The 25,664-nt window shown below is 54.4% G+C and carries 17 protein-coding genes and 1 pseudogene; 3 read left to right on the forward strand and 15 right to left on the reverse strand.

Features of this window, described 5'->3' with window-relative positions; translation table 11 throughout:
- Positions 1–522: 522 nt before the first annotated feature.
- The 9 genes from MKZ24_RS29405 to MKZ24_RS29445 all read right to left on the reverse strand — a co-directional run bounded on the left by MKZ24_RS29405 (position 523) and on the right by MKZ24_RS29445 (position 10,438).
- Positions 523–1,455, reverse strand: coding sequence for an IS3 family transposase (locus tag MKZ24_RS29405; protein ID WP_340789329.1), 933 nt, complete (start codon positions 1,453–1,455; stop codon positions 523–525).
- 5 nt (positions 1,456–1,460) lie between these two features.
- Positions 1,461–1,775, reverse strand: a complete 315-nt coding sequence (locus MKZ24_RS29410) for a helix-turn-helix domain-containing protein (RefSeq protein ID WP_052416735.1) — start codon at positions 1,773–1,775, stop codon at positions 1,461–1,463.
- 505 nt (positions 1,776–2,280) lie between these two features.
- On the reverse strand, positions 2,281–3,282 hold the full coding sequence (locus tag MKZ24_RS29415; protein ID WP_042233899.1) for an SGNH/GDSL hydrolase family protein: 1,002 nt from the start codon (positions 3,280–3,282) through the stop codon (positions 2,281–2,283).
- The gene (locus tag MKZ24_RS29420) at positions 3,279–4,694 is read right to left on the reverse strand and encodes an FAD-dependent oxidoreductase (RefSeq protein ID WP_340789332.1); all 1,416 of its coding nucleotides are present in this window, start codon (positions 4,692–4,694) and stop codon (positions 3,279–3,281) included. The genes MKZ24_RS29415 and MKZ24_RS29420 overlap by 4 nt, the downstream gene beginning before the upstream one ends.
- Positions 4,695–4,722: 28 nt before the next feature.
- A complete protein-coding gene (locus tag MKZ24_RS29425; protein WP_340789334.1) occupies positions 4,723–5,733 on the reverse strand; it encodes a glycoside hydrolase family 130 protein in 1,011 nt (336 codons plus the stop codon).
- Positions 5,734–5,769: 36 nt separating this feature from the next.
- A complete protein-coding gene (locus MKZ24_RS29430) occupies positions 5,770–6,669 on the reverse strand; it encodes a carbohydrate ABC transporter permease (RefSeq protein ID WP_340789335.1) in 900 nt (299 codons plus the stop codon).
- A 13-nt stretch (positions 6,670–6,682) separates the two neighbouring features.
- A complete protein-coding gene (locus MKZ24_RS29435) occupies positions 6,683–7,582 on the reverse strand; it encodes a carbohydrate ABC transporter permease (RefSeq protein ID WP_340789337.1) in 900 nt (299 codons plus the stop codon).
- Between the two features lie 69 nt (positions 7,583–7,651).
- Positions 7,652–9,070, reverse strand: a complete 1,419-nt coding sequence (locus tag MKZ24_RS29440) for an ABC transporter substrate-binding protein (protein ID WP_340789339.1) — start codon at positions 9,068–9,070, stop codon at positions 7,652–7,654.
- 132 nt (positions 9,071–9,202) lie between these two features.
- Positions 9,203–10,438, reverse strand: coding sequence for a glycoside hydrolase family 130 protein (locus MKZ24_RS29445; protein WP_340789341.1), 1,236 nt, complete (start codon positions 10,436–10,438; stop codon positions 9,203–9,205).
- Between the two features lie 231 nt (positions 10,439–10,669).
- Here MKZ24_RS29445 and MKZ24_RS29450 point away from each other — a divergent pair, with 231 nt between their 5' ends.
- The gene (locus tag MKZ24_RS29450) at positions 10,670–12,175 is read left to right on the forward strand and encodes an FAD-dependent oxidoreductase (protein WP_340789343.1); all 1,506 of its coding nucleotides are present in this window, start codon (positions 10,670–10,672) and stop codon (positions 12,173–12,175) included.
- Between the two features lie 11 nt (positions 12,176–12,186).
- Here MKZ24_RS29450 and MKZ24_RS29455 read toward each other — a convergent pair whose 3' ends face one another.
- The 4 genes from MKZ24_RS29455 to MKZ24_RS29470 form a co-directional block, all read right to left on the reverse strand.
- On the reverse strand, positions 12,187–13,014 hold the full coding sequence (locus tag MKZ24_RS29455) for an AraC family transcriptional regulator (RefSeq protein WP_340789344.1): 828 nt from the start codon (positions 13,012–13,014) through the stop codon (positions 12,187–12,189).
- Entirely contained in the window at positions 13,011–14,648 is a 1,638-nt protein-coding gene (locus MKZ24_RS29460) for a response regulator (RefSeq protein ID WP_340789345.1), read from the reverse strand. The genes MKZ24_RS29455 and MKZ24_RS29460 overlap by 4 nt, the downstream gene beginning before the upstream one ends.
- Positions 14,638–16,392, reverse strand: a complete 1,755-nt coding sequence (locus MKZ24_RS29465) for a cache domain-containing sensor histidine kinase (protein WP_340789347.1) — start codon at positions 16,390–16,392, stop codon at positions 14,638–14,640. The genes MKZ24_RS29460 and MKZ24_RS29465 overlap by 11 nt, the downstream gene beginning before the upstream one ends.
- Before the next feature lie 1,459 nt (positions 16,393–17,851).
- Complete coding sequence (locus MKZ24_RS29470) at positions 17,852–19,462, reverse strand: GAF domain-containing hybrid sensor histidine kinase/response regulator (RefSeq protein WP_340789349.1); 1,611 nt, start codon at positions 19,460–19,462, stop codon at positions 17,852–17,854.
- A gap of 295 nt (positions 19,463–19,757) precedes the next feature.
- Here MKZ24_RS29470 and MKZ24_RS29475 point away from each other — a divergent pair.
- Positions 19,758–20,119, forward strand: a pseudogene (locus MKZ24_RS29475) (aldo/keto reductase); the annotation flags it as partial.
- Positions 20,120–20,241: 122 nt separating this feature from the next.
- On the opposite strand, the gene MKZ24_RS29480 reads toward MKZ24_RS29475, so the two are convergent.
- Both MKZ24_RS29480 and MKZ24_RS29485 read right to left on the reverse strand, forming a co-directional pair.
- Positions 20,242–21,636 carry a helix-turn-helix domain-containing protein gene (locus MKZ24_RS29480; protein WP_231637802.1) on the reverse strand — a complete coding sequence of 465 codons (1,395 nt, stop codon included), beginning with the start codon at positions 21,634–21,636 and terminating at the stop codon, positions 20,242–20,244.
- 150 nt (positions 21,637–21,786) lie between these two features.
- The gene (locus MKZ24_RS29485; RefSeq protein ID WP_340789352.1) at positions 21,787–24,705 is read right to left on the reverse strand and encodes a YhgE/Pip domain-containing protein; all 2,919 of its coding nucleotides are present in this window, start codon (positions 24,703–24,705) and stop codon (positions 21,787–21,789) included.
- 266 nt (positions 24,706–24,971) lie between these two features.
- Between MKZ24_RS29485 and MKZ24_RS29490 the strand changes: the two genes are divergently transcribed.
- Positions 24,972–25,499 carry a hypothetical protein gene (locus MKZ24_RS29490; protein ID WP_340789354.1) on the forward strand — a complete coding sequence of 176 codons (528 nt, stop codon included), beginning with the start codon at positions 24,972–24,974 and terminating at the stop codon, positions 25,497–25,499.
- Positions 25,500–25,664 lie beyond the last annotated feature (165 nt).

A 25,664-nucleotide genomic window follows, 5' to 3' on the forward strand; every position in this document is an offset into this window, starting at 1 on the left:
GGTGGCTGAGCACTTCGGGCATGATAGTATCGGATGACGTAACAATAGTGGTTACAGGCTTTGCCAAATTATACTTTTATACTTGTATCATCTTACTCAGCCCGCCGGAGAACCAAATCTCCATGAGAGTCGAATCAGCTGGAGCTTACCGATTATTCATTCTCTCAACTGAAACTTGTCGAGCGATGGCAGGTCATTAAACCAGCCTGCCCGCCTGCGAAGCGGACTGAGATTCCGTTATTCGGACAGATCAGGCAGATTTACCAGCTAAGCGGACTGAGCACCATTGCCTTAACAAGGAACAAAATCTATTCGATTTTTCCTATACATTTGGTCCAGTTACCTTCGTGATAGCTCCAACTTCTTTAGGGGGCTGTGGAGCTTGTGTTCGGTTTTTCGCATACATTTGGTCCGGTTACCTTCACAGTAGCTCAATGTGTTCGGTTTTTTGCATACATTCGGTGCGACCCCCTTATCCCGGAGTCCTCCGTATAAAATCGGTACTTGTCGTAGCCTTGCTCTTTATTTCGCTTTTTCTCTCGGCCAGAAGAAGCCGGAGCGGTCTTCTAGGGTCAGCACCCACTCCGCAAAGGTAGCTGGCGGCATGTTGCGAAGACTCGTATGCATTCTGCGGTTATTGTAAAAGTCCATGTACCGGTCCACGGCTTCATAGGCCTCTTCGAACGTGTCGAAGGCCTCTTTGCGGAACAAATCCCGATCGATATTGCTGTGGAACGATTCAATAAAAGCATTTAAATCCGGCGTTCGAGGCGGAATGCGTTCATGGGTCATTTCCCAGCTTTCACACATGTCGCCAAACAGGTGGCTGACGAACTGTGGTCCGTTGTCGGTGCGAATCACCGGACGTGCGCTGTCAGGGGCGCAGTGTTGCTCCATGGCGCGTCCCAGCGTCTGGCAGGCATGCTTCGCCTCACACGACGATCCCCGGTGGTAGCCGACGATGACACGGGTAAACACATCGATAATGCTCAGGACAAAGAAGTGCCTGTCACGGCCCACCACGTAACCGTACTTAATGTCCATCTGCCAGAGTTGGCCCGCTCCGGTAATGAACCGGTTCTCCGGCAGCTTCCGGGGATGCTTAAAGCGCTTCTGACGCTGGGGCTGCAGGATATCCAGCGCCTGACACAGCCGGTAGCTTTTCTTGTGATTGAGCTTCAACCGGTGCTGGTTCCACAAGCACTTGGCCAGCAGTTTGTACCCGTACACGTGCTCTTCTCCAGCGATTAATTCCAGCAGCCATTCCTGGATTTCCTCGTCGCTAATCTTCTCGCCAGACTCGTTCAAGGAGTAGCCTGGCTGGGGCCTTCCACGCCCCCCTTGAACGGCTGTTGGGGACAGTGACCTGCGTTTCTTACGGTCGTAGTACGTGGACTCCGCTAGCCCTATGAGACGCAGCACTAAGGCCGCTGTATTCCCCTGCTTAATGAACATGTCGGCTACCTCGATTTTTTCGGATAAGCAGGGGTTGGCTTTTTTAGCAGTTCACGGAGAATCTCAATCTCTAACTCCTTTTCGCCGAGCATCTTGACGGCCTTCTCGTATTTCTGCTCCACTTCCAGCAGGCGCTTCAGTTCCTCCACCTGCTCCTGGGGATACGGATGATCTTGTTCCCCATGGGCCCCTCGGTAGTCTCTCACCCACTGATTCACCGTCGCTGGGGTCACCCCATATTTCCGGGCAACCACCGCTGCCTTTATGCCAGACAACACCTCTTGCGCTGCCTTCTCTCTTGTTCCTGTTAGGTGTCCCATTGTGCTCCTCCTCCTCTTGTATTCAGTCTACATTTTTGTGGGGGAGGACTCCAACTTCTTTAGGGGGCTGTGGAGCATTTGGTCCGGTTACCTTCGTGATAGCACATTGTGTTCGGTTTTTCGCATACATTTGGTCCGCTTACCTTCACAGTAGCTCATTGTGTTCGGTTTTTCGCATACATTTGGTCCGGTTACCTTCGCAGTAGCTCAATGTATTCGGCTTTTCGCATACATTGGGCCCGGTTACCTTCCCAGAAGCACATTGTGTTCGGTTTTTCGCATTCACTGGCCACCTTTGGCCCGCTTACCAGGGGATTCAATGGGATTACGGATCTGCTCCTAATTCCAAGGGACTTATTGTCCACAATTGACAAATATCAGAATCCCCTATACAACAGGAAAGGCAGCAGTCCCCCTTAACCGGGAGGCTGCTGCCTTTTTATGGTTGTCTTTCACCTGCTGTTATACTCGCCCAATGAATCCGCTCAGGCGCTCCACCGCCGGGCTACAGCCGCCCACCCTGAAGCGCAGCCGCCAGCCTGTCGCCGAAACGGCTTCCCAGCAGCTCGTAGCCTTCGGCTCCCGGATGCAGGCCATCCGTCAGCAGGTCCCCATCTTCCGGGCCGAACCATTCCAGACCGTCCAGGTAATGCAGATGGCGGTCTCCACGCGACTGCAGCAGCTTCACCGTATCCTTAATCTCCCTGCGCATCAGCGGCAGGGTGAACCCGAGCTTGTTCTCCTTCGTCTCCCGCTCCTCCGTCCCGTAGATCGGAGAGATGACCGCCAGCGGCGTCTCCTTGTGCTTCTCACGGATGGTCTCCAGCATGCCGATCAGCAGCGGCTTGAACATCCGCGGACTGGAGGCTGCTGCACCGTATATATTGACTCCGACGCACAAGGTAATCAGTTCAGCCGGCAAATCGCGGATCAGCCGGCCCGCCATCGGCTCCATTAGGCAGTTGCCGGAGAAGCCAAGATTGGTAAGATGATAGCCGCATGCCCCGGCGGCAATTACCGGCCAGGTGCGCGAAGGGCTGGACGCTGCCACACACTGGGTGATGGAGCTTCCATACGTCACCCACCGCGGCCGGTTGTCCGGCAGCGGTTCAGCAGCAGCTTCATCTTCGATCTGCAGCCCGCTAAGCGTAATGCCGGTATTCTGCGGTAGATAGATTTCCAGCTCCTTTATTCCCGGCGGAAGCCCGGTGAACAAGGCTTCCGTGTCACCCGCAGCAAGCCGGAGCGTCTGGAGCAGCACGCTGCCGCTGAGACAGTCCAGTGCGGCAGCCTCCGCAAGCGGACTGAACGACAAGGCCAATGTCCGGGAGCCGGTGGCCAGCCGCAGCCGGATACCGGAGCAGATTTCCGCCTTGCCATCAATCCCGTCAGGCGGATACAACTCATAATCCCGGTAAGGAATACGCCAGGGCTTGATCACCTCCTCCCGGTGCTCCAGTGAAACTGCGCCGTGAAAGCATTCATCTGTCAGAGGAAGGCTCTTCAATGCCCTTCCCCCGCTTCCCTTGCTTCCCTGCTGTCCGCCGCTCCGGTGCCCGGAACGAAATCCTCCCCCAGCCACACATCCTGCTCCAGCAACCGCTGCTGCAGCTCAGGGATCGAGATGCTGCGGGAATCCGCGCCATCCCGGAGCGCCAGCGATGCTGCCGTCCCGCAGGCCTGGCCCATCGAGAAGCAGTTCGGCATCACCCGCAGGGAGCCCTGAACCGCCCGGTCCGAGGACACGGAGCGCCCGGCCACCCACAGATTCCGGATGCCTACAGGAAGCATGACCCTGTAGGGCACGCCGTGGGAGACTCCCGGCGGCAGATGATTGAAGGTCATATCACTTTTGCTGGTAGCCAGGTGGATATCGATGTAATAGGCATTGCGGGCGATATCATCCGGGAAGGATCGGGCCGCAATGAAGTCGTCCACGGTTAGCCTATAATCGCCCTGAATGCGCCGCGTCTCCCGGATGCCAAGCTGCTCACCGCTCGCCACCAGATGTGCCGCCCCGAAGCCCGGCACATACTTCCGGAAGAATTCCAGCTGCCGCAGCACGGTCCGGCGGCCTTCGATAGCTCCGCGCGTAAGCTCCTCGGCCTTCGTTCCGTCTACACCAAACACATGGCCGAAGTTGACACCCACCAGATAATCACTCACCCAGGCCAGGCCGGAAATGGACTTGCGGCCTTCCGGCAGCACCCCTTCAGCCATAGCCAGCTCAACCGTCCGGTGCAGCTGACTCGTATCCCCCGTTTCTTCCAGGAACCGGCTGAACTCCCTGCGGTCCACATTCGCCAGCAGATAACACATGCTGCCCGGCTGAAGCTCCCCTTCCTCGCCGCCTTTCTGAAAAGGAACGCCCGACAGGGCAGCGATGTCCCCGTCACCCGTACAGTCGATAATATACCGGCAGCGGATGAAGGACCGCCCCGATTTGTTGACAATAATCACGCCCTCGACACTCTGTCCATCCGGTGACAGCACAACATCATAGACAAAGGTATGGAACAGCGGAGTCACACCGCTCTCAAGAATGGCATCGTCATAGACGCGTTTAAGCACTTCAGGATCAATCGGCACCCAGTCCAGCAGACCGCTGTATTCCTTCTGATAGCCGGGCCCGCAGGCCTGCTTCATCCGCTCCATCAGCTTCAGGCCGAGGCCGCGGATAATCGGCTTGACCTTGTCCGTGTAAGGACAGAAGGCAGGTACAAGCGCTACAGTCCCCATGCCGCCCAGATAACCCCGCTGCTCTACGATCATGGTGCTTGCACCGCCTTCGGCAGCAGAGATGGAGGCGGCAATCCCTGCCGCTCCCCCGCCGATCACCAGCACATCCACCTCGCGGGAGACAGGCACATCTGCCACCTGTAGCGTTATATGTCCGTAATTCATATCTCCGTGATTCATAATTGCCCTCCTTGTAAAGCCGGTTTAGTTATTCAGTCCCCTTCTCCAGACATAGCCGGAGCAGGTCATCTACATGCGCAGTCGCCAGGCATTCCACCGTATCCGCAGCACCGTAATACATTTTGACCTCCCCGGAATCCTCCAGAATCATCCCGCCGGGAAAAATCACATCGTTGCGGAACCCGCCCGAGGTCTCATACCGCGCCTCCGGTGCCAGCAGCGGCGCTGCCGCCCGGCCGATAATCCGGCTGGGATCTTCAAGGTCAAGCAGCATAATCCCGGCGGTATAGCGCTTCTTCCAGCTGTCCTCCCAGCCGTTCTTCCCCCGGCTGCGGTCAAGATCGACAGCATGGAATGTGGTCAGCCAGCCTTTGTCCGTCTTGACCGGCGGGGCACCGGGCCCCACCTTGTCATTGGCATACGCCACATGCTCTACAGCCAGCAGCAGCTTGTGATTCCCCCAATACTTCAGGTCCGGGGAATCACTCATCCACATATCGAAGCGGTCCAGTCCGCCCCGGCTATACACCGGCAGCGGACGCTCCAGCCTAACGTATCTGCCGCCGATCTTCTCCGGGAACAGCACCATATTGCGGTTATCCGGCAGCGACAGGCTCAGCACCTCGAAGGAGCGGAAATCGTCCGTCACGGCGATCCCGCCGCGCAGGCCGTGAAGCGTATCGACCGCGAAGCACAGATAGCAGCGTTCGCCAATCACGGTCAGGCGCGGATCATACACCCGGACCACTTCCGCATCATGCCAGGACCAGCACGGCTCCGGCTGCACCTCCCAGCTTACTCCGTCATCGCTGAAGGCGAGTCCCAGATTCGTTGTATGGTGGGGAGCGACGATCCCCTTGCTCTCATCCCCGTAGTCATTGCGGAATACCATTACATATCTGCCCTTGAATTTCGTCACCCCGGCGTTGAATACCATAGCCGGCCCGTACGGGACATCCGCAGGCTTCAGAATGGGGTTAAGCGGATGCCGGACCATCACCGGACTTGAGGTAAGTGTTCCTATCGTCAGATCGTTCATTATGGAAGATTCTCCTTTGCATATACAAGATTAGAGCTACCCTTTCACCGAACCGGCTGTAACCTGGATGAAGGTCTTATTGGCCAGAATATACGCCAGCAGCATCGGCAGAATGGACAGGCAGGCCCCGGCCATCATCAGATGGATCTGCATCGCGGCCGAGGAGCCGTAGCGGAGATTCGCCAGCCCGACAGTCAGCGTCTGCAGCTTCGGATTGGTCATGGTGAATACCAGCGGCAGGATGTATTCGTTCCACGAATGGCGGAAGGCGAATAGTCCGGCAACACCCAGTCCTGGAGTCAGTAGTGGCAGGATGATACGGAAAAAGGTACGGATGAAGCCGGAGCCATCGACCATAGCCGCTTCATCCAGTTCCCGGGGGATCGCTTTGAAGAAGCCCTGCAGCATGAAAAAGGTGCTGGAATGGGCGCTCACCAGAATCAGAATAACCCCCCACAGCGTGGTATTCAGATGCAGGGCAACCATCAGATCGAACTGCGGGCGCAGCACAATCGCACCCACCGAAATAAACATCATGGACGCCTGCACCGTCACATAGATCCGTTTACCGGGGAAATTACGCCGGTCCACCACATAGGCGGCCATCGAGGCTACCAGCAGCGTCCCCACTGTAACCATTACACTCATAAAAGCACTGTTCCAGGTATAGCGGGCAAAATTAGCCTGTTTCCAGGCTTCCGCATAGTTGGCGAATTGCAGCTTCGCCGGAAGCAGGCTCCCGCCGGTCATCATTTCCGCCCCGGTTTTCAGCGAGCCGGTCAGTGTCATCAGCAGCGGAAATAAGGTCAGGAGTGCTGTTGCCAGCAGGAACAGCCACATAAGCGTCCGGACCGCTATTCTTCCGGCATAGCCGGATGGCCGGGGCGCCGTCTGCGGCCGTCCCGTCGGCTGCTTGGCTATCACATGTTCGTTCATATCAATAAACCTCCTAATACACCTTGTTCATTTTGCGGCTGAAGTAGAAATACAGTCCGGTAACCGCGCCGACAATCACGGCGGATGCGAAGCCCACGGCACTGCCGTAGCCCAACTGCTGCGCTACCGGTGAACCGGTGGATACAGGGAATAGCAGCTTATACAGATAGAGGTACATCACTTCGGTTTTGCCGATCGGTCCGCCTTCTGTAATGACCATGATGCTCTCATAGCCCTTCAGGGAAGCGATAATCGCCAGCATAATGACCATCTGGGCAACCGGAGCCAGCATCGGAAGCGTAATATTCCAGAAGCGTCTTCCGGCGTTCGCCCCGTCAATGGCCGCGCTCTCGTACAGATCCTGCGGAATGCTCTGCAGCCCGGCGAGGAAGAGCAGCATATAGTTGCCGACCGCACCCCAGACCGCCACGATGATAACCGTCAGCATTGCATGCTTCGGACCAAGCCAGTCAATCGGCTGTGAGACCAGATGCAGCTTCATCAGAACCGTGTTAACCATCCCGTTATAGGAATTGAAGATGTTATAAAAAACAACGGAGATCACCGCCGTACTGATCACGGTCGGCATGAAATAGATGCCCCGGAGCAGACTCACCCCGCGCAGTTTGCCATTAAGAATGACAGCCAGCAGCAGGGACAGCGGCAGGGTCAGCAGCAGCTTGCCTCCGGCAAAGACGAAGGTATTGCGGACCGATTCCCAGAACAGGCCGTCCCGGAGCAGCCGGCGGAAATTGTCCAGGCCTACGAACAGCGCCTCACCGTACCCGGCATAATCATAGAACATATAACGCAGCATCCAGAATAAAGGATAGATGCCAAGGGTAATCGTCAGAATAATGCTCGGCGCAAGGAACAGGGAGTTCTCCCCAAGCCTTCTCCATTTGTAAATCATGCGTTGTCCTCCTTCGGGGAAAGCAAAGGGGCTGCGCCGGCAATCCCGTACAAGCCCCTTCCTAACCTGTTATTCTCCCTGCGGTTTCAGCGGATCAAAGGCAGGGTCCGGCGTAACGGTAACCTCACCCTTCTCTAACGCTTTGGTCAAGGCGGTATTATATCTTGTGTTCAAATCTTCAGTGATGGCCTTGGCATCTCCGCCTGCAAGGATATATTTGAAGAAAGCATCCGCATAGGTAGAGCCCTCCGGAGTAACGCTTGGCACTGCAGGCCAGAGAGAGTCATGCTCGCCGACCAGGAACCCCTCCATGCCGTTAATTTCCGGGTTTTTGGCCTGTTCTACAATGGTTGGCACTACGGCAATCCCGAAGCCCTTCTCATGATACGTCTTCAGAATATCGTCACCGTACATGTATTGCATGAATTTCCAGGCAGCCTCCTGATGCGCTGATTTGGCACTGATGCCGAGCCAGGTACCGGCGGACACGATTTCAGAGGTTCCTTTAATCTGGCCATCCAGTGTCGGAGCCAGGGCACCCGCCCAGTTGATTTCAGTCGGGAACTGGTCCTGATACACCCCCGGCTCTGTCGAGAAGGAGAGATACATCCCGATTTTTCCTGCCGCAAATTGGGCGCGCAGCGGGTCGATGTCCAGCGTCTCTGCACCTGGCAGAATGCTGCCGTCTTCATACATCTGCTTGAAGTACTCGATGGTCTGGGAGTAAGGTGCGAAATCAAACTGGCCTGTCTTCAGGTCAAAGCCGAGTCCCTGATAGCCGCTCAAGGAGAGAATCTCCCGGATCGAACGGTCAAAAGCCGACTTCGGACTTTTGAAGTTCAGCGCGAAGCCATACACACCTTCTCCTTTGCCCTGCTCGGTAATTTTCTTGGCATCATCGACCATTTCCTGCAGCGATACAGGCGGATTCGCGATGCCCGCTTTGGTAAACAGATCCTTGTTATAGATCAGGCGCAGAGTGAGGCCGGTATTCGCTAAGGAGTAGACTTTGCCGTCAATCCGGTTGACATTGTCAATAATTATGCTGCCGAATTTGGTTTTCATGTCATCGGTAAGATAAGCGTCAATCGGTGCCAGATATCCTTTTTTGACAAATTCAGCTGTATTGCCGCTCTTGAGGCGGAGCAGATCCGGTGCCTGATTGCTGGTAAAAGCAATATCGACGCTCTGCGCGTAGTTCTCGGACATCACCGTCAGCTCCACCTGGATATTCTCGCCGTTGGTCTCATTGAACTTGTTGATCAGCTCTTTGATATATTCCTGGTCATGACGGTCGTCCGTCCAGTATTTAAGCTGTACAGGCTCGCTTGCGGCAGAGTTGCCGCCAGCAGCGGCTGTTGCCGCGGGAGCTGCCGTGCCTGCATCAGGTGCTTCAGTTGCCGCACCCTTGTTGTTGTTCCCGCCGCAGCCGGCGATTCCGGCGGCCAGCATGAGGCTCAAGCTGAGACCCAACCATTTTTTCTGCATACATTCTACCCCTTTGATTAACATTTGTATTGTGAGCTCGTTCTCATTATAAGCCCCCTCCCCCGCAAAAGGAGTGCGGCAGACTCACTCTCTAGGGACAGAAATCTATGGTTCTTAGCTGCTGAAGCTTCCTTATCCGGTCAGGTTCCCGTTCTCATCGTAGTTCCGGATATACGCCAGCAACTCTGCAAAATTAACCCACGATATCCCCACCTTCTGATCTGCCGCGCCATAAGACATGATTAAATCATCGCCCACGACAATGCCTCCGGTCGTAAACAGGCAGGGTGTCGGGTAATCCTCCGGCATTTCCCAATCCCGCTCTGCATACATCAAACGGTCGGAGCAGCGGTGAATAACAGCCGGGACATCATTGTCCTGCTCCCTGAGGATCATGAAGGATTGCGTATACCCGAACTGGACATTTTTCTTCGCGTGATAAGGCACCAGCCATTCTCCGTTCCCCAGGTCTACCGGCGGCCAGCTTGCGCCCACACGATCTTCCTCCCAGTCAAAGACCGGGGAAGCCAGCAGGCTGTGCACCGCTTTGGGCGAGGCCAAATCCGCTATGGCTTCCGCTGCCGCCAGATAAATCGAGGGCTTACCCGCCTTCTCTCCCCCTTCAAAGGGAAGGACATTCATCGGCCGATGCAGCATAAGATATTGCATTTTACCGGCAATCCTCATTTTCCGGGGAAATAAGAACACATCACGGTTATCGCTGACATGTCCCTCGGTGAGCGGACCTACATACTGAAAAGCGCTTTCATATTCACCCTGCTTCAGCTTATCCAGATTCAGCTTGTAGAGCACACTGACTGTGTCATTAGCCCGGGTCGATTGAATGAACGGGTCTGCCTCATCTCCGGCAAAGATCCAATCCGGAACATATTCAAACCGCGTCTGTACCGGAGGCTGCTGGCTGCTGAGCCAATAAGGGCCAGGGGGAAACGGCCGGCAGGCCACCGTGACGTATAACTCCTCTTCGATATAAAAGATACGCGGGTCCTCCACACAGCCGTTGGCATAATTCCGCACTTCATTACCGTAAATATCCGTGATATACAGCTCGTGCTCCTCATACCCCAGTGCAGGCGCCAGAGCGGGTCTTGTAAAGTCAGCCTCCCAGGTTTCTCCCGCATCCTTGCTGCTCGCATAACCCAGAAAAATCGGATAGGGATCATGACAGCCCTCTCTTCTTTTGTGCCGCCATGGCCCGGTGGCCCGGAATAGCATATGGATTTCATCAGAATCAGGGTCTTGAATAATAGCCGGATTCAACACCATTTTATCCGCCCAGTCACAGCCTGGTACAGGCTCAAGAGCCGGTTTGTCCAAATAGCGGAATTTCGGTTTCTTCGGTTTCATAGTTTCATAGTTCCTCCTGTTATACATCATGGAATAAGAGCTTTTGCCGTTTTTCAGGAATCACCTTATCATACGAAATCCCTGATTTCAAAAGCCTTTTGCTCTAAAAACAGCTTCCGGACCAAAACAGTAAGATCCGTCAAATCAAAAAGGAAGATCCATCATTCCCGCCTGGCCGGCCAGCGGTTATGATAATTTCTGCAGGTGAAAACAGGCATTAGGAGGGGAACTATGAACCGGGAACAAGTGTATGATATTGTCATTTACGGAGGAACCGCGGCAGGGATTACAGCTGCGGTCCAAGCCGCAAAAATGGGCAAAACCGTGGTGGTGATCGAGCAGGGGCAGCGCATTGGGGGCATGACCAGCGGAGGTCTGGGAGATACGGATATCGGGATGAAGCAGGCGGTCGGCGGCCTGTCCCTGGAGTTCTACCGGCGGGTAGCCCGGAAATATAATCAGGACGGGGCACGCTGGCTGTTCGAACCCAAAGTGGCGCTCGAAGTACTGCAGGACCTGGTGTCCGAACAACCTATCGAAGTTGTCTGCGGTGATAGGCTTGAGCTTCAGGACGGAGTGACCAGACAAGGCACGACAATAACCTCTATACGCATGGAATCAGGGAACATCTATAGGGGCAGAATGTTTATTGACGCTACGTATGAAGGCGATCTGATGGGCAAATCCGGCGTATCCTATACTGTCGGCCGGGAGCCGAATTCAGCTTACGGAGAGACGCTCAACGGTATTCAGCCCGGCGACGAGCTGAACGAGCTTCCATCCGGTATTGATCCCTATATCATTAAAGGAGTACCCTCAAGCGGTTTGCTCCCGCGTGTCAATGTTACCCGCGGCGGCGGCATCGGTGACGGTGACAACAAGCTTCAGGCCTATAACTTCCGCATGTGCCTGACGGACAACCCCGCCAACCGCCTGGAGATCGGGAAGCCTGAGGGATATAACGAGGCCGATTATGAAATTCTGTTCCGGGCCATTGAGCAGGGACAACGCTCCCGCTTCTTCAAGTTAAACCGGGTCACAGCAGAGAAGACGGATTCCAATAACAACAGCGGCATTTCAACGGATTACAATGGAATGAACCATAGCTATGCGGAGGCGGATTATCCGGCAAGAGAAGCCATGTGGGAGGCACACCGCATCTATCAGCAAGGTTATGTCTGGACCCTGCAGAATCATCCGCGGGTGCCGGAGGACATCCGGGCGGTCTACAAGCCGTGGGGGCTGCCGCTGGATGAATTCACGGACAGTGGCCACTGGACACCCCAATTGTATATCAGGGAATCCCGCAGAATGATCAGCGATTATGTGGTTACGGAGCATGATGTCAGATTGGACAAACAGGTGCCGGATTCCATCGGAATGGGCTCCTTCGCCATGGACTCGCACCACACCCAATATTATGTGAACGAAGACGGTCATGTAAGCACAGAGGGCGGATTCTATGTCAGACTGGCTGCGCCTTACCCGATAAGCTACCGGGCCGTTGTGCCGAAACGGACGGAGTGCACCAATCTGATCGTACCGGTATGTGTATCTGCTACTCATGCCGCCTACGGATCAATCCGGATGGAGCCCGTATTTATGATCCTTGGACAATCGGCTGCGGCTGCTGCCGCACTAGCGCTTGATGCAGACGGGATTGTTCAGAATGTACAGATGGAGAAGCTGCATTCGATCCTTCTTCAGGGGCATCAGGTTCTGTATACAGATGTCTAATCTGTGCATCCCTACGGATGGAAGCGGAACCCGAATCTGCGCCGGTATTCTCCCGGGGAATGTTCAAAGTGTCCACGGAACATCCGGCAGAAATGGGCATAGCTCTGGAAGCCCGTTTTGTCGGCGACCTGTTCAAGCGTCAGATCACTGTACAGCACCTGCTGCTGCGCAAGCTTCAGCCTGACGCTGATACAGTAGGCGAACATAGAATGGCCAAAAGCAGCCTTGAACAGATAGGAGCAGCGGGAGACACTTAACCCGGCGGAGGCCGAAATCTGCTCCAGGCTAAGCGGTTCGTGGGCATGGTTGTCTATGAATAACTTAAGCTTGTACGCGGTATCCGCTCCCTTGGTGCGCGCATTGACCCCAATCACATGCTCCAGGGTCAGGCAAAACGTTCTCAGAAGATAGTCCAGGATCTCGTCCAAGTTCTGCATGATTTTTTTCTTCTCGCTGATGATATGCTTCCATAGCGTAAGCACCGTATCGTCAAAACCGATATTCGTTTTTACGGGCAGGCTTGTGTTAGCCCACCACGAGTCCAGCCACTCCCCCTTGCCGGCCAGGAAATAGTCCGAAGCAGGCTGAGTCTCACCCGCTGCTGTTACGCTCCGGGGCTGAACGTTTAGTCCGTAGGGCTGACCGGGAGGATAAATGAGCAGGTCTCCGGGGATGATGGTCTCGTAATTGCCCGCCACCAGCGCCCGGCAGGTTCCTTCCGCCTGAAACCGGAACAGATAGTAGGTCAGCCCCTCTTCGTACTTCACGGAGTGGGGCTCCGTGTGTGCGAAATAATTAGCATAAATGACGCCGGTACGTTGCGGATCGGCCTTCGTCATCGGTAAGGTTTCTCTTCCGGCCGGTCAGGATGATAGCCCGCCCTGAATTCCGAAGGTGTCTGCCCGGTGATTTTCTTGAACATTTCACTGAAATACCGCCGCTCCTCATAACCTGCTGCCAGGGCGACCTCCTGCACCGGCATCCCCTCTACCAGCAGCGCTTTGGCCTTCTGGATTTTCTCCGTAGTCACATACTGCGTGACCGTCATACCGGTCACCTTCTTGAAAAGACTGGAGTAGTAGCTCGCGCTAAGATGGACGTAAGCGGCGCAATCCCCTACCGTTATATCCTCAGAGAGATGGCTCTGAATATAATTGAGTGAGGCATAGATAACCTTCTGCCCCTCGGACAGGCTGTTCTTGCGCACCAGTCCGGCCCCTTCCACGCATAATTCCAGCAGCTGCCGCTGCAGAGAGGCCAGCGGCAGTCCCGCTGTTCCCTGAGCGGCCCTGAACCTCTGGATCAGCGGCTGAATATCCGCATACGGAATCAGCTCATAGAAGCTCCGGATCGCCGAGGCAGCCAGCTCATCGTACAGGCTGAGCAGATAATCCGGATTCTGCCGGGAGACAAGACTCTGGAGGCCCGTCGAGATATCCTCCAGAATGGCCGCTGCCTTGCTGGCATTGCCGGAGCGCAGAGCCAGCAGCAGCTCGTCCTTGTATTCCAGGGACAGCGGCTCCTGGCTGCCGGCCGGGAGAATATCGTCATAACGGATGGCTGCATTGCCTTCTGTGAACAGATGATAGGCCAGCGCCCGGTTGGCCTGCAGATAGGAATCGGGCAGCTCACTCGTCTCCTCCACTCTGCCTCCGACCCCGACCGAAACGGTGAACTTGGTGTAGCGTTCAATATTCCGGCAGCAGCGTTCGGCGATCTCCACTGCACTGACCGCGCTGCAGTCATTCATAACCGCCAGATAGCGGTTATGTCTGGCGCGGAAGACTACGCAGCGCGCATGCTCGGCAATCGTCTCCTGCGTGATATTGAGCAGCGAGAAGCGGATCAGCTCCACCTCGCGGATGGACAGCTCGGCTGCCCGCTCCTGAAAGTGATCAATCTCAAGCAGCATGACCACAAACCCCTGCGGGTTCAGATCAATATTCAGGAATTCCCAGCGGGCCGCCGCCTGCTCCCAGGCTGTACGGTGGCTGACCAGCAGGGCGAAATATTCCTGCCGCAGTACCGGCAGACTCTCCCGCAGCCTATTTTCCATCTCCCGCAGGGTAAGCAGCTTCGACCGTTCTTCCATAATCTCCGCCTTCGCCCGCAGCACCGCCTTCATAATATCCTCTTCGGTAAACGGCTTGACGACAAAGTCAAAAGCGCCAAGCTGGACAGCCTGCTGCGCATATTCAAAATCAGCATAGCCGCTGATCAGAATCACCTTACAGTCCCGGTGGCGTTCCAGCACGGCCCGCAGCATGGACAGCCCATCCATCCTCGGCATCCGTATATCCGTAATTACAAGATCCGGGCGCAGCTCCGAGATCATGTCCAGCCCATCCTCCCCGTTGGCTGCCGTACCCGCCACCCGGATACTTTGCTCCGCCCAGTTCATGCAGGTGAGTCCTGCGACTACGCTTTTGATATCGTCTATAATGCACATGCTGATCACACCATTATCGTCCATCCTGATGCTCCTCTCTCTTGGGTAAAGATATGATGACCGCCGTTCCCTTGCCTGGCCCGCTGTCCACCCGGAACACCGCACTGTCCCCGTAATAGAGCTGCAGCCTGCGGATCAGATTGGACACGGCATACCCCTTATCCGATTCCCGCCAGAACAGCGCACGAACCTGATCCTCCTCCATGCCTGTTCCATTGTCGCGGACTGTAAGGCACCAGCGCTCTCCCTCGTCCAATATCTCTATATCAATCACTCCGCCGCTTTCCAGATCACGGAAGCCGTGCAGAATGCTGTTCTCCACCAGCGGCTGAAGCAGAATGCGCGGAATAGCGAGTGTATTCAGCGCTTCATCCTCTACGTAGATTTCATAACGGAACAACCCTTCATAGCAGCTGCACTGCAGCTCCAGATACTGGCGGACATGCTCCAGCTCCTTGGACAGCGTAGTAATCTCCTGCCCCTTATTCAGCCCCAGCTGAAACAGCCGGGACAGCGACACTACCATTCGCTGCGACTGCTCCACCTGCTTCAGATTCAGCTTCCAGTAGATCGTATTCAGCGTGTTGTACAGAAAATGAGGGTCCATCTGCGCCGACAGCGCCTTGATCTCCGCCGAGCGTTTATTCGTCTCTGCCTCAGTGACTTCACCGATCAGCACTACGATCTGCTCCAGCATCCGGTTGAAGCGGATACCGACCTGGGCCAGCTCGTCCCCACTGCTGCTCTCGAACCGGGCGGTCAGATCATTGCTTTCCACCTTTTTCATCACCTTCATCAGACCTTGAAGGGGCCTCAGCAGATAACGGGTAAATGCGCCGGATACCATCATCGTGACCGTGAAGGCAGCGAAGGCCACCACCACAAGCATCCACTTGACATAGATCATATCCTTCAGCACGCTGGCTTTGGACTGGATCGTGGTCATCGTCCAATCCGCGATGCCCAGATGGGCATAGTTCAGCAGATAGGATTCACCGCCGAGCTTAAACGTATTGCTGAGATCCCGGCTGCTGCTGATCCTACCGGTCAGATGACTGCCCTCCACCGCCTGCCAGACCAGCGGGTCCTTCACAGAATACACGGGCTCACCTGAAGCGTTCAGCAGGAAGCTGCGCGCCCCGCCGCCGGTGCCTCCGCTTACCAGCTTGCGGAAGCCGTCTTCGCGGATATTGACTACAATATATACACCTCTTACCGGAGTATCGAATATGGGCTCCAGAATCAGTGAGATCACCCGGTCCTTACCGGAGAACAGCATATCCTCATGGCCCTCGACCCACAGGTTCTTCTTATCCTGTTCAATGCGCTCATACAGAAACGTATCCTTGAACTCCGTCAGCCGGTTGCGGTTCATTGACGACGGGTAGAACTCCCCGATCGGCGTGGACACATAGATGGACTGAATCAGCGGCTCGGCAATCCGCGCCTGCGAGAAAACGTTATCAAGATCATTCAGGTGGGTATAATATCTGCCTGTGTCCCCGGAGACGACATCTCTCATCATATCGTGAAAAGGCTGGCTGATCATAAAGGTCATCATAATCAGTGTCAGCTTGTTCAGCTTCTCGTCGATGATCTGTGCCGATTTGACGACGGTATCCTGGGTGAGCTTCAGCGCATTCTTCTCCAGGATCGCCGCCGAGATGGAATAGGATAGCCCTCCGGTCATCAGTACAGAGAGGAGAATCACGGCCAGGAATGCGGTTTTTAATTTACTGCGGAACGATTGCTTCCGGAAATAGTCCATGTTCTTCACGCCTTCCTCTGTACATGCCTACTCTTCGATTATGTCACCCGGACCAGGGGCCAGGCAATAAGCGGCTTAAGATACAGTGAACTCACCGTATGCGGAGGATGGATTTACCGTATGTACAAGGGGAGGGCACCAATTCATACGCCCCAACATAATTCGAGGGGATTTCCTCTGCTACAACCCGAGTTGGCGCCGTAATGGATGAGGCCTTCATGGCTGAAGCCCTAATGGATGAAGCGGACTTGCAGTTAGCACTTCTCGCACGCTCTATGCGAGTGCTTGGCGGAGCTTATCATAGTCCATCCATCTGGACCATCAGCTAATCAAACGGACTGAAAATCCGCTATTTGCCCAAATCTGGCAGATTTGCTGGCTAAGCGGACTCAGATTCCGTAAATGGGTCCGCCGCAGCCCATTTCACGCCCAAATGAACAAAATAGCTGATTCTCAGTCCGCTTAACCCTCATAAAAAGGGTTTTTCGGGAAATAAGAGCTTTTCAGTCCGCTTCACTCTGCTGACGGTACGCTCACCTGCTCCAGCACTTAGCAACCAACAACCAGCAACCAGCAACCAACAACCAGCAACCAGCAACCAGCAACCAGCAACAGCTTATTTCGCCAGCCTTTGCTCGGCAAAGAAAAAAATCACCCGGAAGGCAAATCAAGCTGGAGCTTATGGAGCTTATGGAGTTTATGGAGTTAATGGAGCCTGTGCAGCTTAAGTAGATCAAGCCACTTACGCCACTCCAGACAGACTACTTCCGGGCAGCCGCCTGTGAAATCAAGCGCACTAATGCCCCTCATTCCCGCCTGGCGCCCGCATTCGGCGGATTCAGAAGGATTTATCCCTTTGACTGGCAGATCCGCTCCACATCCCAATGAAACTTATCCGCAACAGACAAAACTCATGATTCCCTAAAGTAAACCTAACCAAAAAGCCCGCTTGAATTCCGGTAACATCCCGGCTTCAAACAGGCTCTAGTGCTGCGGTATTTGTATACTTTGCTGCAAATACTTTTGCTTTAACTGTTACTTTCACTTTAATTTACTGTTACTTGTACTCTTGCTATTGCTATTGCTGTTGTTACTCTTATTCCGTTGTCACTGTAGGTGCTGTAATCCGAATTTGTCTTAGAGGAGCTGAGACCGGGCTGGCTTACCCTTGCAGAATCCCGCTCTACCCCACAATTCTCAGCCACTCTGCAGCGATCAGATTGTACTGGCCGCTGTTGGATGCACACCATCCCAGACCCATTATTACGCATCTATTCTTGCTACGGTTCCCTCAAAAACAGCCTGAAGCGGTACATGCACAGCCTGGAACTCCTCCGCAAGGCTGCGGACAACCTCCTAACAATGAGTCAGGAGCTTCAGCCATTCCGGCCAGTTCTGTGCAGGAGCGCCCAACTTCAGGAGAAACGGCTCGCGTCAATTATATGAAGAGAATGCGCAATTAGGATTCCGGCTTGCTGTGCTTCAGCAAAGCCAATATGTTATTGAGCAGATGCACCTTGCGGATGGGCTTGATAATGATGGAGGCGAACTGCGATTTGGTCTCCTCGTCCAGATTCGTCCCCAGGGGAGCAAGCAAAATCACGGGCAGCTTCCTGCCCGGAGCAAGCTGGCGCATTCGCTTGGCAAGCTCTGTAGCTTCTGTCCCTGCAATATCCTTGTCCATAAGGATCAGATCATAATCGTTGTTAGCTGCCAGAAGATCCATCGCCTGCTTGGCGGTCTGGGCAGAATTAACTACCACACTCCAGTCCTCAAGTACCGAAGAGATGACATGCAGACTGGTCTGATTATCATCAACAACCAGCATCTTAATGGAGGCAAGCACATCTTTCTCGAAAGGAATCGAGGGCAGGCTTGTATATTTTTCGAGATACAGAGTGACCTCCAGCTTCGTCCCTGTCCCCTCACGGCTTTCAACGGAGATCTCTCCCCCCATCAGCTCCACCAGCTGTCTGCAGATTGCCAGTCCCAGTCCGGTACCTCCGTAATGATGAAGCTCGCTGCTCTGGTGAACCTGGGTATATTTGTTGAACAGCAGCTTCAGCTTGTCTTCCGCTATACCTATTCCAGAATCCTGCACCGTGATCCTTATTCCTATTTCTTCTCGGAGGACAGGCAATGATTTCAACTCGATGAGGATTTCCCCGGCGTGGGTGAACTTCAGGGCATTGCTTACTATATTCATGATGATCTGGCGTATCTTGGGGGCATCACCCAGAACATACAGGGGAATTTCCGAATCCACATTCAGAATCACTTCCAGATTTTTCTCAAAAGCCTTGGTGGAGAACAAATAGACGCTCTCCTCCAGTGCGGTGATAATATCAAACGGTTCCTTTTCAATGACCAGCTTGCCCGCTTCCATTTTGCTGAAATCCAGAACATCATTCAGAAATTGCAGTAGCTTGGCATTGCTCGATTCAATGATCTCCATGTAAAACTGCTGCTGCTCGTCCATTTCAGTCGTCATCATCAGATCGGTCATGCCGATAATGCCGTTCATCGGGGTGCGGATTTCATGACTGAGCATGGCAAACAGATTCAGCTTGGATTGGCTCTGCTGTTCTATGAATTCAACTTTCCGTTCCAAATTCATAATATAGGTGAAAAAATAGGCCATTGCGCTTAATATATCCAGGTCTTCCTTCGTATGCAGGCCGGCTGCAGGGTCCATCAGACAGATCGTACCCACAGACTCCCCTTGCGCCGTGATCAGAGGAACGCCAATGAACGAGTGTATGCCCCGTGTATGTATAAATTCAAGAGCAGTGGACCCCGGATGATTATGCGTGTCAGCGACCATTGTCGGCTTATTGTCATTAAGAATAACCAGACTACGAATAGGATCAAGAAGGGCGAAATTGTCCTCCTCCTTCATGATAGGCGCTTCCCGGTTGAAGGTCCGCAGCAGGGGAACCAAGCCTAAACCGTGAATCGTAATCATAATCGTATTTGACGTAAAAATCTGGCTTAGCAGTTCAATCATCCGGTCTGCAGCATCCTCTAAATTGCAAATGACCGGACTCCGGGTATTCATCTTCTCCATCATCTTTCTAGAACTCCATTCCAAAATCCATATTTAACTATTTAAACTTATTTTTAATTTCCACACTGTATGAACTTTGTCCATTATTCCTATTTGTCACCATTCACCTTGTAATGCCCGATTGTCCAGCAGAGCCGGCATGATAAGCCATTTGGATAATTAGAAAGGAAACTCCCTATGTTCTTACACTTTAAGAGGGTATGTTACGATCAACTGGACTGCTCCTCATCATAACAGAAAAAACACAGAGACAACCTAAAAAAGTGCACAAAAAAACTATGAAAGGAATGGAAAGAAGATGAAATACAGAAAACTGGGCAATACAGGACTTAAAGTCAATGAAATCGGCCTGGGCAGCTGGCTTACTTACGGCACGGCGGCGGAACAGAAGGCGGCGGATGCCTGCGTTGCCAAAGCTTTTGAATGCGGTATCAATTTCTTTGATACAGCTAATGCCTATAACCGCGGTGAAGGTGAACAAGCAGTCTGCGCCGCCCCAGGTTCGGACTATATTGATGTGTATTTCTGCCACCGGTTCGATAACGAACCCCCGTGGAAGCAACGCTCCGCGCACTCGACGATCTGACCGCACAGGGTAAAATCCTCTATTCGGCTGTCAGCGGATGGACCGCTGCCCAAATCTCTAATGCAGCCGGCATCAGCGGCACGGCATAGCCCGCCCTGCAATTCCCATTTGCAGCAAATACCTGCACGTTAAAGCACCGCCCGGAAATGGACGGTGCTTTACTATAGTTGCAAGCCTATAGCGGATAATATTCCTCTTACAATTTACCTGCCGGCGCGATGTGTCTGCGGGCATGGGCAGTCTGTACTTTATTGATCAGCTTCTTATAGTCCTCTTGCTGCGCAGCCGAAGCCTGCGGCCGATATTGCTCAAACAATCGCACACAGCGGATCACACAGGTCTCGCTGCCCAGTTCCGCCGAAGCCTCCAGGCTTTTGAATACGTAGCGGAATCCTTGCTCCTGTTCCCCGGCACGCAGGTAATATCCCGCCAGTTCATAGAGCAATTCCGCGTAATTATCCGGCAGTTCCGCTCCCGGCTTGTCATACCCCGGGGGAGACCACTCCTGCTCCACCTGCGGCAGGAACCGCCCGATCAGCTCATCCACATTCCAGTGAAACCGGTTGGCTGCCTGAACGGCCTTCAGCATTCCGGGGAGCAGGCCGGTGCCGCCCGTGCCGATATACTCCACATAGTTATGAAGCACTTCCAAATCTCCGCACATTAAACGGAACAGATAAGTGTTGACTATTGCCTGACTGCTGAAATACTCTTTTATTTGCCGGACTTCCTCTGAATCTTCCACAATCCAGTCCATTTCTGCATATAAGGTTACATAATGCAAAGCACGCTCATATTCACCGCGCCCGTCACATACCACGGACTGCAGCCAGTAGGCGTATAAAATATAGAAGCATAGCGGCTTCGGAGGTTCCTTCAGCTCTTTCTGCTTTCTGACTTTGTGATGCTTAATCTCATATTGAATCGCTGTCTTACGGTACAGCTCTTCGGCCAGCAGCCATACCTTATCCCAGTACTGTAATGACAGATAGACATCGGCCAGCTGCTGCAAAGCGCCTAATTGATCGCTCTCATCCAGCCGCTCCACGAAATATTCGAACCGCGTGGCTGCCCGGAAGTCCGCCTCCCGGTCCTGGCCGACCCTAATGGTGAACAGCCGGTACTGACATAAGGCCAGCCGTTCCGAATGCTGGTACTTCTCACTGTCGGCAACCCCTTCATAGAGCAGAGCCGCCGCCTGATAGTTGCCTTGTCCGTAGAATTGCTCCGCTGTATCAAACAGCACAGGAGCATATGTAATATTGTCCATTATAATAAGGACGACCTGCCGGATACACTCCAGTTTGTTCAGCTCCGCGCAGCGGTGGAGGAACGGGCCCAGACGCCGCCAGTCGGGTGTGGAATGAATGACACATTCATCTATATAGAGTTCGTAGAACGCCCCTTCAGCCAGCCCCATTCCGGAGGTAATCCGGTCCAGCTGCTGCATGGCAATGGGACGGTTGCCGTTAATAATACTGCTCAGTGTTCCGGAGTTAACGCCGGATACCCCTGCGAATTGATTAATCGTCATTCCTTCATTTCTTAGGAAAGCGGCCAGCTCCGCTTGAATTGTAGTCTTATGATGCAAACCAATACCGCCCCTCAAAAAACCATATATTCGAATATTAATCCAGATATTCCTATATAATAAGTCCCCCAATTATACAGGTCAATCCGGTTTGAACGGTTCAAAATAGGTTGACAAAGACGGAATAAATGTTATATATCCCCATTTTATCTACGAAATCAGTTTAGACTCTTCTGCCTGCGCGGCCGCTTTGCGGATGAAGCCCTGCAGCGGCTTTTGCAGCGTAAGTCCCAGCAGCAGCGCAAGCACGCCGAACAAGACCAGCAGCAGCGCATCACGGATCGCTACCTCCGGCAGCAGACCGCCTACAGCTTCACGCAGCAGGCTGATCGCATAAGTAAAGGGCATAAACGGATTCAGTACCTGAAAAAAGTGTCCGGTGGTACTAATAGGAAAGGTTCCGCCGGAGCTGGAGAACTGCAGCACCATAAATACGATGGCAATCCCTTTGCCGATACTGCCGAACACCGAGACCAGCGTGAAGACTATCGTCACGAATACCACGCTGATCAGTACGGCAAACAGGACAAACCAGACCGGGTCAGCAACATAACAGCCTAGCAGAAAGATATTACCCAGAACCGCCACCAGCGCCTGAAGAATCCCGACTGTAAGGAAAGTCAGCAGGCGTCCGAAATAGAGCTGATACCCAAGGTAGCGGATTCCGCCGGTATCCACAGCTGTACGCAGCAGCGAGATCAGCAGGGTACCGCCTACCCATAGGGACAGCACGACATAAAAAGGCGTCATCGCCGATCCATAGTTTGGAATCGGATATAACGTCTGCTGCTTCAGTACAACCGGATTCGCCAGGAAATCACTCTGGCTCTGGATATCCCCGCCCAGCAGCTGGGCAATCTCCTCCAGATCGACCTCTTCTTTGATATCGCGGAGCGTCGCTGCCGCCTTGCGGACGCCTGCCACCAGCGCAGGCAAATCGCTGCGCACCAGCTCCGCCGCACGTTCCACTCCCTGGTCTGCCCGCGGCAATCCGGCAGTAATGAAATCCGCTGCCTTGCGGAACTTCACCTCCGCCGCAGGCAGTCCGGTTCTGGCAAATTCGGCCGCTTCGTGAATCTGCGCCCCGGCCCCCGGCAGTCCTTCCTTAATACGCGGAAGTACGTTAGTGACCAGATTGCTGAATGCCGCCATCTTCTCTGTCATACCCCCCGTTGCGTTATGCACCTCTTCGCGGATGGCTGGCAAATCCTGCCGCAGGGCAGCCAGGCCGGATTGTCCATACTGGATGGCGGTCCCCGCTTCCTCCAGTATCGTGTCCAGCGCAGCCAGCCGCTGCGGAATATGCTGCAGCGCTGCCGCGGCATTCCCCGCATCCGCAGTCAGCTGCTGCAGCACCTGCTCCGCTGCGGGCAGAATTCCCGCGTTGTACCGCGGGATAACCCCCTCCAGGGCAGCTCCCGCCTGCCCTGCCACCAGGCTGAGCTGATCCAGCTCAGCCTCCGTGGGCTGCGCGCCTGCCTGCGCAGCCTGTGCCAGTGCCGCCGCCTGCGCAGCTGCGGCGGCATAGGGCTTCCGCGCCGCTTCGACGGCGCGGAGATCACTTGCGCCCGCGGTCCCGGGCGCAAGTGTGTTCAGGGCGCCCAGCAGCTGCGCTGTGTGGGCGAGCCCCTCGCTTGCCGCGGCCAGCCGGGCCGAGGCAAGCTGCAGCTGCCGCGCAGCAGAGCGCTGCGCGGGTTCCTGCTGCACCGCACTCTGGTGCAGCGCTTCACTTGGCTGCGCGGCGTCTTGCCGCAGCGCTTCACTTGACCGCGCAGCGTCTTGCCGCAGCGCTTCACTTGACCGCGCGGCGTCTTGCCGCAGCGCTTCACTTGGCTGCGCGGCGTCTTGCCGCAGCGCTTCACTTGACCGCGCAGCACCTTGCCGCAGCGCTTCACTTGACCGCGCGGCGTCTTGCCGCAGCGCTTCACTTGGCTGCGCGGCATCTTGCCGCAGCTGCGCGGTCAACTGCACGGCCGCTTCCCCGGCCTGCTGCAGCAGATACAAGTTCTGCTGCACAACCCCGGGGACAGCCGCAAAGGCTGTGCCGTTCCCGGCCAGGAACTGCTGCAGCGCAAGCCCGAAGCTGCTGCCGGCAGCGGTGATCCGGTCAGCCTGCGGCAGAACCTTGGCCGCAGTGTCCACTGCGGCTGCGGCCTCTTCCAACCGGACCTCCGCCCGGTCCAGCACACCGTCCACCTTGCTGAAGTTCGAATCCAGCTCGGATACCAGCAGGGCAGCACGTTCAATGCGGGGCAGCTTCTCCTGCAGCTCCTCCAGATGTCCGGCGGCAGCCGTAATCTGCGGCCAATATTCGTCGATCTGCTCCACGGCTTTTCCCGCCTGCTCTACCTCGGGGAGCCTGGAGGCCAGTCCGGCAATCCGCTCCGCAGACGAGGAGATCTCCGGCCAATCCTCCTGCAGCTTCAGTACCAGCCTTCCGGCTCGCTCAATCTCCGGCAGCTCCGCCTCCAGTTTGAACAGCCCGGCCTCCACTCTGCGGATCGCGGGCAGCTCGGACTGGAATTCCTCATCTACCCCGCGCAGGGCGGTCAGAACCGTACTGCTGATCGTTTCCGTGAAGTGCTCGGTGATCTGCGTGGTGATCGTGGAAGCACCCTTTGCGGTAATTTTTGGAGCAATCGCATTAATTTTTTCATTAACGGTATATTCAATCTCCGGCTTCTCCAGCTTACCTTCAAGAATTCCGGTCATCCGCTCAGAGAAGTCTGCCGGAATCACAATACTCGCATAGTAATCCCCCCGCCGCACCCCGTCCACTGCAGCCTCCGCATCTGTAAACCTCCAGCCGAGTGACTTATTGCTCCGCAGGCTTTCCAGTACCTCCGCACCGATATTGAAGCTTGTACCCTGCACGGCCGCACCTTCATCCAGACTGGCTACGGCGATTTTGATCCCGGAGGTGTTGCTGTACGGGTCCCATACGGCCGCCACATTCACCCAGTCATAGACTGAAGGCAGCACAACAAGCGCTGTAATCAGCAGCATGGCTACAGGTATCCTGAACAGCCTCAGCCAATCTCTCTTGTATATTTGCCAGATCTCCTTCAACCCCAGTCACCTCTCAGCCGATAGTTGGATAACTTAATATGCCCCGGATGAAGGCTTTATACGACGGTGACTGGCAACGGGAGGTTGCTGGAGGTAAGCAACCCAATAATTGGAGTGGCTCTGGCAGAGAGATTTGAAAATTTATTTGCAACATTTCTTGAAAATCAACGTTATTAGGGTATGAACACGTTTGAGAACTATACTGAAGGGTAATTAGGTATATAGACTTACACCGTGTCATATTACGCCAAGGGGGAAATTCCACAATGTTAAAAAACAAAAATGTCTATCTGTTTCCTGTATTGGTCCTGTTGTTCCTCTCCCTCGTGACTACGGCCAGCACGACCATGAAGACCGCAGAAGCCCAGAGCAGCGATCATATCCAGCACTTGACGGTTTACATACACGCACTCGAAACCAATAAGGGTCAAACCACCCTTACCGGGGACGAAATTACATGGTACGAAGGTGCGGCAGCCGATGCTATCTTCGCTGAACGTGAGCCTGAAGCCGCAGCCGAAATCGGCGGTGTACCCGACGGTTACTATATCGTGAATGACAGCGATTCGCTGACTTCCTACCCGGTAGCCCCTAATGCCAAAGTAACTATGCAGATCTACGACCACACTGGTAATATTGAGGAACTGGACATTAACTGGAACGAGGCGCTCAGCCTGAAGCAGTTCACTCAGGAATTTGCCAAAACTGATGTTTTCGATCTAAGCCAATCTCCTTACCACATCACCATCCAGAACGGGCAGATCGTCTCCATCGTGCAGCAATACACACCTTAAGTGATACGTTAGTCTGATAACCTATTCTGTCATCTCCCCAAGCCACAGTCTGTTGTTAACAACAGCTGTGGCTTTTTTGCGCCTACAGTACTTCCCTGTCTGTGGGTATCATGTTATGACGGGCGGCTGTAGTGCTCAAGAACATCAGAACATGAAGCAGAAGCA

It is taken from the genome of Paenibacillus sp. FSL R7-0297 (genome assembly GCF_038009025.1).
GTDB lineage: Bacteria > Bacillota > Bacilli > Paenibacillales > Paenibacillaceae > Paenibacillus_AQ.